Genomic DNA, 14783 nt, shown 5'->3' with positions numbered 1-14783 from the left:
TAATTATTACCAGAATGAGTACAGACAGTCATGAATAACTGATACGGCAAGAGAGGATTAATAATATGTTAACGTTAAATACAGATTCTGCTCCTTCTATCGCAAATGAGCACGAAGAATTTATCTGGATGCAGCAATTGCAGGAACCGGAGCAGGTGAAATATCAACTGGCAGTGTGGCAGGTAAACCCATATCCGGATTTAACCATACTGCATAAAAGCATTGTGCATTTGCTGGAAATCCATTCAGACTTAAATGTTCGCTATCACTTTACCGATGACGGAGATTTATATAAATATCCCGATACTGATTTCTCAGCTTGTATCCAAACAGAGCAAATACAGGAAAAACAGCTTATTACCCTTCTGGCGCAACTAATGCAGCAGTCATGGCAGCCGGAAACAACATCCCCCTTTCTGGTTACAGTAATCAGCACAGAAAACAAAGTTTTTCTGGCTTTGCGTTTACATCCAATACTGGCTCAGCAATTTACTCTGGATGATTTAATTCAGGAAATTCAAGCCACTTACACCAGCAGTACCGGAGCACCGCATCAGCTCGAATTATTGCCTTTAGATTTAACTGTACTGAATATACCGGCAACACCGGCTCAGCCTGCAAATACAGAATCGCTGCCAGACATCATACTGGCAGAATTCAGAAATACACTGGCAGAGCCCGATATGACTGCTGACGATGATTTTTTTGATTTTGGCGGACATTCACTACTGGCAACACGGGTGATTGGTAATTTACAAAAAAATCATGGTATTAAATTGAATTTTAATGATTTTTTTAAATCGCCTACGGCAGGCGCACTGGCAAAAATTGCCCGTCAGCAGCAGCCGGCAGTATCCGCAGCCGAAGTACAGCCGGATCAGAGTGCGCCATTAACACTGGCACAGGATTTTCTATGGCAGGCATACAGTTCCTTTGATTTCAGCCCTATTTACAATTTACCGTTTGCCATCGAATTTCAGCAGCCAGTCAATGAAGAAATCCTGCATCAGGCATTTAATGATTTAATCATACGCCATATCGGCTTGCGTACCCTGTTTAAAACCGATAAACAGCAAACCAGACAATATACAGTTCCCGTAGCCGAACTTAACCAATATAAATGGTTCTGGCCGGTCAGCGACAGCCATGGAGTAACACTGTCCGGTGAAGCGGCGTATAAATTTGATCTTACTCGTGAACTGCCTCTCAGAATCCGGCTGTTAACAGCAGATAACGGCAACACAGTTTTATCGTTTCTGGTACATCACATGGTAATAGATGAATGGTCTTTAAATACTATCATGACTGATCTGAGCCATGCTTATGCCGCACGGCTGCAAGGACAGGCACCGGTATGGGCAAATACCGTACCCGCTATTCATGAATTTGCACGCAGACAGCAGCAAAACGGTATTAACCGTCAGCATCTTGACTACTGGCGCAGCCGCTTACAAGGAGCAAAAAAAGGCTTAACCCTGAACACAGATACCATCACCTTGCCGGAAAATACTGCTCCGCAGGTGAAATGGCTGGAAATCAGATTTGATTCTGCTTTTCATCAGCATATTTCCGCATTTGCCAAACTTCATCATGCTTCAATATTCAGCGTGTTCTATACCGCTATTGCAACCATACTGCAAAAAGAGGGTAATTTAGACGAAATCGTCATCGGCACCTCAGCATCCGGCCGTACTGATCCCAATTATTTTGATACCGTTGGCTACTTCACAACCATGGTTGCCCATCGTACCCGTTTTACCCCACAGCAATCATTTACCGCATTGCTGGCAGACACCAGTGAACAAATCAACGAATCCATGGATTATGCTGATATTCCGATTAACTATATTCAGCAGGCTTTAGGTATTCCTGATAACGAAGGATTAATGTTTGATGTTTATATTCACATTCATTCAAACAATGCATTAAATGGTCAGCTAAGCACAGCCCGGGGTGCCATACCTTACCGGCAGATATTACCGGAGCGCAATGAATCCATGTTCGGGCTGCACTTTGAAATTATGGAGAATCAGATTAACAATCAGTACAGCCTGAGCATGATTATTACCTATCAGGCACATCGTTATCCGACTGTACTGGTCGAAAGAATAGCCACAGAAGTGCAGCAGCTGTTAAATGATCTGGCTAAACAGGCATCGGTATAAAGATTCAGATAAACAAAGTACTTAAAAAATTTAAGTACTTTGTTTAATGATTTCCGGCAGATATTATTCAGGCATTTTCCTGCTTATCTCATTCACCACATCCTGTATTGTTTTACAGCGTAGCAAAACAGCCGTATCCAGCCGAATACCAAACTGTTGTGTAAGCTTGTCTGAGAGCATAATTAACTGTTTCAGACGCATACCAGTATTCAGAATTTCAGTTTGGGCAGAAATATTCACGGCATTTTCTGCTGTCTGGGGCAGGCATTCACGAAAAATAGCCAGAATATCATCAGTTACAGCCAGTTCTTGTGTCGCTGTCACTTTGACCTGTGGCGGCGTAGCCTGATACAGGCGTTCCTGTGCCATCTGCTGTATCAGCTTACGGTCTACTTTAACATTACAGGTTAGCGGAATTTCTTCAATCATCAGCCATCTGGTCGGAATATGTGATTTCGGTAAATCAGCCATTAAGCACGTTTTCAAAGCATTAATATCCGCATCGGACTGATTAGCCGGCAACGTATACACCGCCACCAGTTCATGCATTTGTGTTACCGGGTGAGTACAGCACACCACCAGACTATCCTGAAAATAGCCGGATTTAGCCAGCGCAGCTTCAACCTCGGCCGCAGAAATCCTCACACCTTTTATTTTCAGATAACCTTCAGTACGTCCTGCAAAAATAATATTGCCATCATCTCGCATATACCCCAAATCACTCATGCGAAAAGCAATTTTTTCTTCATCACATCCCAGAGACACAAAATCCCCGGTTTGCAACTGACCATTGAGCAAATAACCGTTAGACAGATTCACGCCCGACATATACATTCGCCCCACCTCACCAATAGCACATGGTTGTAACTGCTCATCCAGAATATAATATCGGTTATGTGCCAGTGCTTTACCATAAGGAATCACATCAATATCTTCAGCGGTGATTTCATGCCATATACTCCAGATTGTTGTTTCCGTCGGACCGCCTAACGAAAACAAACGCGCCTGTGGCAGTTGCCGGCGCAAAAACTGAATCAGACCCGGCTTAATATAATCACCACCTTGTGCAATCAGGCGCAAAGACTGCAATTGTTCTTTACTGGCAACGCTGCACAGCATATCCACAATAGCCGGAACACTTACCCAGATACTAATATTATAAGCTGTCAGTAATTCAGCCCATGACATTGCATCCTTAGCCTGTGCCGCAGTAGGAATAACCAGAGAAGCACCAAGAGCCATTGCCCCAAAAACATCAAAAACCGACATATCATGATGAAAGGGCGTTACAGCCATCAATACATCATCCTGATCAGCCTGCCACCGGCTGATGGTTTGTCCGAGTACATTGGCAGTAGCCAGATTATTCAGTACCACACATTTCGGCGTTCCCGTACTGCCGGAAGTATATAAATAATAGGCTGCTTCAGTATTCAGCTGATAGCTGCATTCCGGATGATTGAAACCCTGTGCAGTCAGAGCATCATCAATAAGTACATATTGCCGGCCGGTTACCGGCGTTTTGCTAATTACCAGATCCGTCAGACTATTAGACAGTAAATAATCTCGTCTGGCTTCTGGTGCATCCATATCAACCGGTAACCAGATAATACCCGTCAGAGCACAGGCCAGAACCGCATAAACATGCTCAGCACTTTTAGGCAGACAAACTGCCACTACCGCACCGGCACGTAATTTTTTTTGTTGCAGTGCAGCCATTACCTGAGCCACATTTTTACCCAGCTGAACGTAACTGATTGCTTCACCATCATAGAACAAAGCAGTTTTATCTGGCGGATAATCAAACAGATTATGCCGGATAGAATCAAGAAAGCAGAATGCATCTGCCGCTATCTCATCGTATTTCCCGCGATACTGAAAACTATCCCGATTAGATTCAAAGTTATCCTGTTGCTGTAATTCAGAGCTGTCAGATTGCATATAAACTTTCTCCCGTTTATTGTTGTCGGCTGCTACTCAAATAAGTAATGACAAAAATAGAATTTCAAATAAATTATTTCACCGCAGAGCATTTTATACAGAGTTAACCTTTTTTAAAAGATAATAATAATTATTTTCATTTATAAGAAAAATTTTAATTTCAATTATTTATTCAGATTATCGATAGCAACTTTCAGGCAAATAATCATTCATCAAACTCAGTAGCTCAGCAATTGAACCGGGCACAGCCGGTAATGTTTATATAAAAAGTAATGCCATACGAAAAATAGCACCGGCAGGCACACATTCATCGATTAAATTAAATCATAATAAGAAAGATTTATTAATTAAATTGAATGACAAAATCTGGTTCAGGTATAATGATTTATCGTATTTTTCATAATAGGAAAATCGAAAAACATACCTAAAGTTATATAAAGAGTTATGAGAAGAAATATAAATATGTTTATCATAAAGCAAAGGATAATAAACATATAATTTATATAATGATATTGTTAAGAAAAAATTTCAATATGAAAAAATTTATTTTAAAAATTTCACTAATCATTTTATTATCTGTTAGTACTAATTATGCATATAGTTTTAATAATAGTTATTATAGGTTAATAGAAGACAGATTAACAGAACAGACAACTGAAAAGGAACGTATAGTAAGAGTTTTCAGTAATTCAAATTTAATAATGAGTGAAGAAGAAAAAATCTATTTTTTAGGATGTGATTTCGAACATTCAGAAGAAAATAAACAAGAGATCAATAATCGATTAAATAAAAGTGATTTTTTTAGGAACTATAAAAATGAATTAAAAAAATATCATTTGACAGCAAATAACTTTAGTAAACTTTATTATAGAAATAATAATGACTCATTAGAAAATAATAGTGATTCATCAGACCTATGTAACGAATACAGTAATATTAATATTATACTGCTTGATAATAATGAATTGATGATACCTTATAAAAATCAATTGGTTTTCTTGCATCGTTTATCTAATGAGGATGAAAAAAAACTCAATGATTTTTATAACAATGAGAAATGCCTAGACATGCAAGAGAAAGAAGGAATGGTATTTATTAATGTTTGCTATTATCAAAACATGTCAATTTTAGATGTATATAATGCAATGAGTACAGATCCAGCATATATTTTTAGGGAGAAAATTGGAATAGGTGAAAATCGATCGGTAACTTATGAAGATAAGGCAGTTGATGTTGAGTATAAATGGAAAGGAAAGAATAAGTTAGAAATAATACAGCATTTTGAAGGCGGAGAGGCGTCTTACATTTTTAAACACAAAAAAAATGGGACAAAATTGACAACTATTGATTGTCCTGATTAATAAATAGATCATATCCGAGTCGTAACTATCTCCTGAAATAGTACAGTATAAAAGTAGAAAATTCTCTATGATATTTTTAAGAAAAATTTCAATATAAAAAAATTATCAATATATTGAGTTTTATTAAGTTTAAAAATCAGAAACGGGAACTTAGGTTAAAAGACTTGGCTGTCGTAAAATGTATACAAATGTATATTTTTAATAAATGGCTGGACAATTATACAGAGATAGAGCTATGTGATTAAATACATAGTACGATGTTTTAGCCAAATTTCAATTGATGCTAACTATTATCCACATCGCTCATATTTTCAATACCATGCTATAAAGAAAGTTGAGAAAATTAACGCATGAAATACTTAATTTATCCAATTATTATCTGTTTTATCGTATTTGGGAATGTTAGCAATGCAATTGCAAATATTTCTAATGAAATTGCAAATACTAAAGAAATCGAACTCAAGCATTATAAAAAAATAAATTTACCTTATTCCTCTGCTGAATTAGAAAAATACTATTATTGGGGAGAAAATGGATTGCAATTGTCTCCTGATATGCCGTTTCCCCTCAGGTTCACTAACAAGGAGTTTTCATATAAACCTAAATTATTTGATTATCTCGCTAAAACGACATTCTATTTTCCTCTTTGTTATTTTTATTATAAAAATATTTTATATAAAGGCGTTATACAGATGGCGATAAGTGATAATGATGAAAAAATTTTTACTTTTCAAGTATATAGTTATAATGATCAAGGGGGGGTTATTGATGCAATATTACTTTATAAAGTTCAGAGAGGTGAAATATCATACTGGAATGACTTTATAATAAACCCAAATGGAAAAATTTTGATAACACAATATCAGCAAGTAAACCTTTTTGAAGATGATGAAGAGCCAAAAGATAATCAAATCGAGACCAAAATTGTAGAATTTCAAATGACGCCTTCTGGTATTTTTAACTCAGTAGAGAAGTAGATCATGAAAAAAACAATATATATAGCTGTAATAATAAATTTGTTTATTTATAATAGCTACGCAGAGCAATTTAATGTGGCAGAAAATTATAAAGGTAAATCTGATATTCAGTCATTAGATCTAATTCAACTAGAAAAAGATTGCACTGAACAAATTGATTTTTGGCAAATGACCAATTCTGAACGTGAAAAGATAAGAAAAAATTGTCCAATTAATCAAATTGCTTTCTACTTTCAGAATTTATATGAAACCATTAACAATAAAAAAAATATTTATAATTCTGAGAAGTTAAATCTTATTATTGAAAAAAACATTTCTACCAAAATAATTAATAATACTAAATACCCCGTAAAAGCGCTCAATTTATCCATGTTTAATAAAACAAAATTTATGGATAAAATTAATTTAGCCAAGAGTTATTATGATGTGGATGGTTATTATTGGTTAATCAATCAATATTATTACATTAGTGATGACGGAGATATTTATACATCATTATTAAAAGATATAGATGTTGATGTGAAGCCTATATTTTGGAAACATTATCAAATAGACAAAAAAAATTTTCATTTTAATCTTATAGATCTGCTGATCGATGATGGATATAAATATGAAATTATTTATCCAGATCATTTCAGAATTCTTGAGGGCTCATTAAAAGAAACACCTTATGAAATTGATAAAGTAAAAACATGCTATCAAAAAGAATATACGACAGGATGTAGTATTGATTCGTATCGGTTTTACCATAATATTTTATCTGAAAAAATTGAGATGTTGAAAGAAAAAGATACAAATAATAAAGAATCAATAGAAATAATCGATAAGCAAATTAATAAAAAGTGTTTATCAATATCAGAACCAAATGATCATTTTGAAGCAGAAAAATTTACTTACAACATAACAAAATGTTTAACCAGGCAATTAAAGAAAAAAATTAAAAAAATCGATCAAAGATTAGAGGTTTTATGATCTGAATTTTATGCATACTCAAAAGTTAATTATTAACTACAATAATTGAATAAAAAATCATTACTGGTTTTCGTACCCAAAAATAATAGAAAATATATGATGAATTTTTACAATTTAGTCATTTAATTATTGCAATTAATAAAAAATACAGAACAGGGACTATTCTTACTATTTGCGAAGGGTTAATAATTTAAATAAATAAATTATTTATATCTATTCCTATCCATGATAATTCCTCTGGATCTACATATCTATTCTGAGGATCAGAACATCATTGCGGTAGTAACCACTTATCAGCGTAATAATATAAGACAGATATAATCTGTTTTTGTATTTCTTTTAATGCTTTTTTATTTTTACAATCGTTAATTTTATAAATATCCGATCACTACAATTCAATAAAACATAATTTATACATGACTCATAAATCATTAACCCATCCTCAGAGATATCAGCATCGAACTTATTTACAGTCACTGATGGGTTTTTATGTTTGAATAAATACATTATTATCTTTTATCAAGTATTCGTTACCATTAAAATTGGCAATGATTTATAAATTCTCTTTAAGTCTAAATATTTTGTATTTATTAGATTTTCCGTTTAATGCAGAAGAGGCAATAGTATTAATTGCCATAAACCAGAAAAAATGCGTTAGTGACAATACTGCTAACTTCGTTTTCATTAATTAACGGGACAATTTCATTTTTTGGTGTCGTCATATAAGGATTTAGGTATTAAATAGTATTTTGTATTAGATACACTAACTTGCTACCAGCATCAGAAATAACCCTCATGCCTATTTATCGTAATCTGTACAGAAACCGATTTGCAGTATAAATATTTTTTAGCATAATTTAGTCACACCTAAAAATATCAGGCTTTAGTATAGTTCCGGGCAGTGAACAGAAACGATATTTGCCAGACATTAAATCGTTCATATACCTATGCGCTAAGTACAGAAAAACTGTAGCATTAGCTAGTGGAGATTAACGCCGTCAGATATGTTCAATAATTTTTTTAATGTATCGTAATCGTTGATCTTGAGGTTTTGAGGAGAAACGTTATCCAGCACTTTTGGTTTTTTTGGTTTTTGATTTTTTTCTGGGTTAATGTAAGCATAAACTTTTTTACCATCTGTAAAAAAGTAAAAGTAATCTATCTCTGCAAGGGGACCGTTGGTATCACAATCATGTATAATATCGACGATTGATCCTAGAAAAATCGGAATATCTTGAAATTTATCGGTATCGAGTTGTCGCTCGTTAATAAAAATCTGCTTCTCTTTGATTTTAATATAATCTGTTGTAGTAAGTCGGGAATAATCATGAGGGGCTATTTTTTCAAGTCTGAGAGGATCTTCTTTAAGACTGTATTGTTGCTGATTGTCAAAGAAGACTGAAAATAAAGGCCGGTGTAGTTCTCTTGGATTTTTAACATTCGATAGATCAATTGATTTATCTTTGTATAAACTATCTCCGTAGCACGGATCAGGAGGAGCTGTTTCATGGCGTATAAAATCATAAAGATCACCATTGTCAGCATAAACTTTATTATGATATACATATAAATCTTTGTACGCATTCAGGTAGGTCGCTTTGACTGGTGTAAAAGAATCTCCTATTCTAAGCCATATCAGCCCATCCTTTGTATACATAGAATCACCTGACTGACTAGGATGCATTTCTGCTTTAGTAAATCCATCATATTTATTTTGCAGATTGAATTTTTCGGTAATATCTTTGTATCTTAAACCTGGATCAAATTTAGTCAGATAAAATGTATCATCATCATATAAGTAATGCTCTCTCTCATCATAAGATGACTGAAAAAAATGTGTTTGTGAGGGTGTGAGATGCGGAATTTTTTCTAATTTATCCCTTCGATTATCAAAGATATACACAGCATTATCATCTTTTAATAATACTTCATCACGAAAGTTGGTAATGATTTCCCAATTTCCTTGATGCGAAATTTTTTCTAGTTTATTATCCCTACTATAGTATACATACACATAATTATCATTTTCTAACAAATATTTATAGCCACCAAAGTCGAAAATGATTTCCATATTTCCTTTGAGCTCAGGTATTTTTTGTTTATAAGTTTCTTCCCATACTGCATAATAAGACGCATAATACCAATTGTCAGAAACCAGGAAAAAATGGTTAGCGACTGCTTTGCTAACCTCGTTTTCACTAAATAATGGCGTAAATTTATTTTCTTCGGCGTACTTTAAGGATTTAGGTATAAAATAATAATTTCCACTGGATAATATAAGTATATTTTTATTATCATCAGAAATAACTCGCATGCCTTTATCTGTAATATCCTTCAGGCGTACTTTTGATTGGGATACATAACTAATCTCGTTGCGATCCTTAACTGTTTCTTGCAGATATATACCGTCTTCTTCAACCAATAAATTGTAATGAGAAGAGTTTGTATCTGTATAACAATAACTTGCTTTTGCAAAGTCAATGAATACCAGATAGAAAATGAGTAGTATAATCTGCTGAATAAGATGTTTCATTGTCAATAATTTTTAAAATTATTAATATTAAATTAAATCATAACAAAATAAGATAAGAATATAAAGGACTGTTTTTATCTTAGCTTTAAAATATACAAAATTGCTTTATGTTCTACCGATAATTTGCTTTTATTCAAGATAGATAGCTTTATAGTTAAACTATAGTTCTAAATGTTCTGCGCAGGGCGGAAAACTGATTTCCGGTATAATTATTTATTGATTTAACAAAACTTAGTCGTTTCTTAAAATATCAGGCTTTGGTGCAGTTCCGGCCAATGAACAGAAACGATATTTGCTATATATTAAATCGTTCATATCATGTTTGTCGAGATATAGAAAAACTGTGTCATCAGCCAGTGTGGATTGGTGCTTTCGGATCTTTTTAAAACGAATCGTTTTCCTTTGCTGGAGGTACCAATATGTTCAATAATTTTTTTAATGTATTGTAATCGTTTACCTTGAGATTTCGAGGAGAAACGTTATGCAACACTTTTGGTTTTTGATTTTCTCTAGGATTGATATAAGCATAAACTTTTTTACCATCTGTAAAAAAGTAATAATAGTCCTCTTTAGAATGGGATCGGATGCCTTCATCAATATCACCACCTACAGTAACATAACATGGAATTATAATATCGACAATTGAACCCAGAAAAATCGGAGCATCTTGAAATTTATCGGTATTGAGTTGTTGCCCGTCAATAAAAATTCGCTTCTCTCTGATTTCAATATCATCTTTTGTAGTAAGTAGTTTGAGATAGGCAGAAGGCTCTTTTTTTTCTAGTCTTCGTGAATTTTCTTCAAGACTATAGTATTGTTGATTGTCAAAGTACTCTGAAGATGAAATTTTGTGTAGTTCACCAGGATTTTTGACATTTGATATATCAATTGATCTATCTCTGTAGCTTGGATAAGAAGGATCAGCTTCATGGCGTATAAACCAATTAAGATAATCATTGTCATCAAATACTTTGTCATGATACACATATAAATCTTTGTACGCATTCAGATAGGTCGCTTTAACTGGTTTAAAAGAATTAAATATTTTAATCCATATCAGTCCATCCTTTGTATCCATAGAATCAACTGACCAATTAGTGTGCATCTCCGCTTTAGTAAACCCATTATACTTACCTTGCTGATTGAACTTTTTGGTAATGTCTGTGTATTTAAAATCCCTATCAAACAGATAAAATGTATCATCGTCATACAAGTAGTATGGCGTATTACGGGACTGAATAAGATGTGTTTGCGAAGGTGTGAGATGAGGAATTTTTTCAAGTTTATTCTTATTTATATCGTAGACATACACAGCATTACCATCTTTTAATAAAACTGCATTATTATCTAAGTAATTATTACTATCAGAATCGGCAATGATTTCTAAATTTCCTTTGAGTTCAGGTATTTTGTGTTTATCGGATTCCCCCTTAGACGTATAAGAGACATAATACCAATGGTCAGAAATTAGAAAGAATTTGTTAGAAACAATTTTACTAACTTCATTTTCATTAAATAATGGGGTAATTTCATATTTGTTGATGTCTCTTCTATATAAGGGTTTAGGTATAAAATAGTATTTTGAATCAGATAATACAAGTATCTTGTTACCATCATCAGAAATAATCCGAGCGCCTTTATCTGTAATCTCCTTTAAGCGTATTTTTGATTGTGATATGTAACTAATTTTGTTCTCAGCTTTCACTGTTTCTTGCAGATATATGCCGTCCTTTTCAACCAACAAATCATAATAAGGAGAGTCGATGCGACAAACACTTGTTTGACTTGCTTGTACAAAGTCAATGAATACCAGGTAGCAAATAAGTAATATAATCTGCTGAATAAAATGTTTCATTGTCAATAATTTTTAAAATTATTAATATTAAATTAGATCATAGCAAAATAAGATAAAAATATGAAGGATTATTCAATCTTAGCTGTAAACATATATAAAACATATTTATGCTATATTGATAATTTTTTTTGTATTCAAGATAGATGGCTTTATAGGTAAGCTATAGTTCGAATTGTCCTACGCTTGGCGGAAACCGGTTTTCGGTATAAGTATTTATTTAATATAATTTAGTCACACCTAAAAATATCAGGATTTGGTATAGTTCCGGTCAGTGAACAGAGACGGTATTTGCTATACAAAAGCCATTCATATACATGTGCGTCTAAGCATTCTGTTATTTTGCAAAGATGGATTGAAGCTCTGGCAATATCTAACTTTATCTTATAATCAATCAAATAATTATTTATTTTGAATGATGAGTTTTGATCATATTCATCTGAAGCCTGCCGATAAATATCAGTTATATATTTTTGCCAGTTTGATTAAGCCATAATAATGTTTGCTGGTAATTTGATTGTGCAATTTGAATAATAAAAAAAACTAAGTTAAATTGAACAAAAGTATTATTTTTTCTGTTATTGTTTAATGCTAATAAAACTATTTTTATAGTTTTCTAATTCTGGATCCAACTCATTATTCGTTAAGTAAAAATTACCTGATTCAACTTGGGCAGGTATATCAGTTTGTTCAGTCTTTTTTTAGAAAATATAATGTTTTTGAACAGTCTGTTTCAGTACCAATTTAAAATCAATAAATTATGCCAGAATTGTATTGAGATTTTATATAATTTTGTTTTGCTGTTTTTTCTAACTAAATAATTGATTGTTGATAGATGCTGAGGCTTCCGGTAAATAACTGATTAAGCAAATTCAGCATCTACATATCTTTGTTCTGCAGGTTGTTGATACTAATAAAACTTTATCATTATAATTTTCATTAATGTTTTCGATAAAAAACAAATTAGCTAAATGATACTGAGCAACTTTATCTCCATTTTATACTTTAATAATTAGATTATTTTGTTATTTATTTCAATCTTTGCAAAGCTTATTGCCTGAAAAATACAAGTTAATGCTTGCTGTTGAGATAAGTTTTTTATTGGGGTGTTTCGTGAAGTTACTCTAGTTTTAAGTTATCTATTAATTCAAATTTTCCGGTTCTGGGATTAATCTTATATTTATTCCAATCAAAAGCCGTTGTTGATTCTAAATCATAAATAAAAATTAATGTCCATAAATAATAGTCTTTCAGATAGTATAATTTTTCTGAAGCTGTACTATAATTCGGATCGTTTTTGGATTCATAACATATTATAGAGTCTACCTTTTTATTATTTTTGTATGAAATTAATTTAATTAACATGGAAAATTCGTTTTGATTTTTTTTTCTTTTTTCTTTTTTCAATTTTAATACAATATTATCTTTTAGTTTCGATATAATTATTTCATCATTATTCAGATTACTGAATTTACTAAAATAATCTTTTTTTATTTTCCCGACTGTACATAATTTAGATTCTGTATTATCACAAGTTCTATTTACAGATAATACAAATTCTTTATTTGATAACAATTTTTCTCCATTAAAAGAATTATTTATTAAATTTTGTTTATTACTAGTCTGTGCTTTTGCAGTTTGAGTGCTGCAGGCAGACAGTATCATTAGTAAAATAATCAGGATATACATAAAATTTTTCATATTATTATTTTCCTTATGGAAATTTCATTAAATTCTTTAGGAATACTATAAATTTATCTCATTGTGTTCTGATCTGGAAAATTATTTCCTTCAATATTATATATAACTTTTTCCAGTGTGTTTTTGTTAAAGCTGTTTGTATGATACATTAATTTAGTATAGATAATTTGGGTTAGTGTTGAGTAATGGTAAACCCAAATTTAAATTGAGTATTTATGAAATGGTTTATTGCAGGCAAAAAAATAACCGCATTCAGCGGTTATTAATGGTGGCCAGAGGCAGGATCGAACTGCCGACACACGGATTTTCAGTCCGTTGCTCTACCGACTGAGCTATCTGGCCGTCGGGGAAGAGTGCGCATTAAACCAGATATATGCCGGCTTGGCAAGTGTTTTCTGTGTTCTCTTATCTATGTCGCTGTTTATTTGTTGGAAAAATTAGTTATTTTCTAGTTGCACAAGTGTGATTTTGAAATTCTGTATGTTTAATAAGGTCGTTTTTTTCTTTTTTCAGAATACACACAGGAAACGATTGCTTATCTTGGATTTCTGTCTGATTCTTCACAAAAAGTAGACGCCGGATAAGAGCTGTATTAAGGTAAACACTTTTATTACAAGGGTGAAGAGGATGCAGGGCGAACAAAAGCCGGTATGGAAAGATGGCTGGTTACAGCAATGTATTCATGTACCGTCACCGAATTTCAGCCGGCGTCCGGCACAGACTAAGGTATCGCTGGTGGTATTGCATAATATTTCTTTACCGCCGTTTGAATACGGGCAGCAGGCAGTACAGCGTTTGTTCACTAATCAGATTGATGCTGCTGAACCGGATGATTTTATGCGTTCATTAACCGGATTGCGGGTATCCAGCCATTTTCTGCTGGATAGGGACGGAACGATAATTCAGTTTGTTTCCTGTGATGACGCGGCTTTTCATGCCGGAATATCACGTTTTAACAGCAGGGATGGCTGTAATGCGTTTTCGATCGGAATTGAGCTTGAAGGCTGTGATTTCGAACCGTTTACGTCATCTCAGTATACGCAGTTGTATGCGTTATTGCAGAAGCTGTGTGCGCATTATCCGATTCAGGCGATTACCGGCCATCAGCATGTGGCACCGGGGCGAAAGTCGGATCCGGGGCATTTTTTTGAATGGGATATGCTGCGCAGTAATGGTTTGCCGATAATGACAGAATATCAGTGGCTTTTGTAGTTTATGGCTGCCGGCAGGGGTATTTTTAGTTATAATTCCATTCAACTGTTAATTAAGTTGCGGTTTTCG

Annotated in this window: 9 protein-coding genes and 1 tRNA gene; 5 read left to right on the top strand and 5 right to left on the bottom strand. The window is 33.4% G+C overall.

Annotated elements, in window-relative coordinates:
* Positions 1 to 65: 65 nt before the first annotated feature.
* Positions 66 to 2165 (top strand): condensation domain-containing protein, encoded by a 2100-nt coding sequence (locus GYX91_RS09520; protein WP_202983737.1) that lies wholly within the window; start codon positions 66 to 68, stop codon positions 2163 to 2165.
* 63 nt (positions 2166 to 2228) lie between these two features.
* Here the strand turns inward: GYX91_RS09520 and GYX91_RS09515 are convergent, their stop codons facing one another.
* On the bottom strand, positions 2229 to 4106 hold the full coding sequence (locus GYX91_RS09515) for an AMP-binding protein (protein ID WP_174830679.1): 1878 nt from the start codon (positions 4104 to 4106) through the stop codon (positions 2229 to 2231).
* A gap of 533 nt (positions 4107 to 4639) precedes the next feature.
* Here GYX91_RS09515 and GYX91_RS09510 point away from each other — a divergent pair.
* The 3 genes from GYX91_RS09510 to GYX91_RS09500 all read left to right on the top strand — a co-directional run bounded on the left by GYX91_RS09510 (position 4640) and on the right by GYX91_RS09500 (position 7416).
* Positions 4640 to 5467, top strand: coding sequence for a hypothetical protein (locus GYX91_RS09510; RefSeq protein ID WP_144363181.1), 828 nt, complete (start codon positions 4640 to 4642; stop codon positions 5465 to 5467).
* A gap of 350 nt (positions 5468 to 5817) precedes the next feature.
* Positions 5818 to 6444, top strand: a complete 627-nt coding sequence (locus GYX91_RS09505; RefSeq protein WP_084550672.1) for a hypothetical protein — start codon at positions 5818 to 5820, stop codon at positions 6442 to 6444.
* Between the two features lie 3 nt (positions 6445 to 6447).
* Entirely contained in the window at positions 6448 to 7416 is a 969-nt protein-coding gene (locus GYX91_RS09500) for a hypothetical protein (RefSeq protein ID WP_078474961.1), read from the top strand.
* A gap of 979 nt (positions 7417 to 8395) precedes the next feature.
* On the opposite strand, the gene GYX91_RS09495 is transcribed toward GYX91_RS09500, so the two are convergent.
* The 4 genes from GYX91_RS09495 to GYX91_RS09480 form a co-directional block, all read right to left on the bottom strand.
* On the bottom strand, positions 8396 to 9949 hold the full coding sequence (locus GYX91_RS09495; protein WP_174830678.1) for a hypothetical protein: 1554 nt from the start codon (positions 9947 to 9949) through the stop codon (positions 8396 to 8398).
* 382 nt (positions 9950 to 10331) lie between these two features.
* On the bottom strand, positions 10332 to 11804 hold the full coding sequence (locus tag GYX91_RS09490) for a hypothetical protein (protein ID WP_174830677.1): 1473 nt from the start codon (positions 11802 to 11804) through the stop codon (positions 10332 to 10334).
* Positions 11805 to 12920: 1116 nt separating this feature from the next.
* Positions 12921 to 13502, bottom strand: a complete 582-nt coding sequence (locus tag GYX91_RS09485; protein ID WP_174830676.1) for a hypothetical protein — start codon at positions 13500 to 13502, stop codon at positions 12921 to 12923.
* A gap of 266 nt (positions 13503 to 13768) precedes the next feature.
* Positions 13769 to 13844 (bottom strand) — tRNA-Phe (locus tag GYX91_RS09480).
* Between the two features lie 285 nt (positions 13845 to 14129).
* Here GYX91_RS09480 and ampD point away from each other — a divergent pair.
* Positions 14130 to 14714: a 1,6-anhydro-N-acetylmuramyl-L-alanine amidase AmpD gene (ampD, locus tag GYX91_RS09475; RefSeq protein WP_100124987.1), complete on the top strand. Its 585-nt coding sequence runs from the start codon at positions 14130 to 14132 to the stop codon at positions 14712 to 14714.
* Positions 14715 to 14783 lie beyond the last annotated feature (69 nt).

It is taken from the genome of Snodgrassella sp. ESL0304 (assembly GCF_013344995.1).
Classification (GTDB): Bacteria; Pseudomonadota; Gammaproteobacteria; order Burkholderiales; family Neisseriaceae; genus Snodgrassella; species Snodgrassella alvi.
This window is presented reverse-complemented; position numbering and strand designations above follow the sequence as displayed.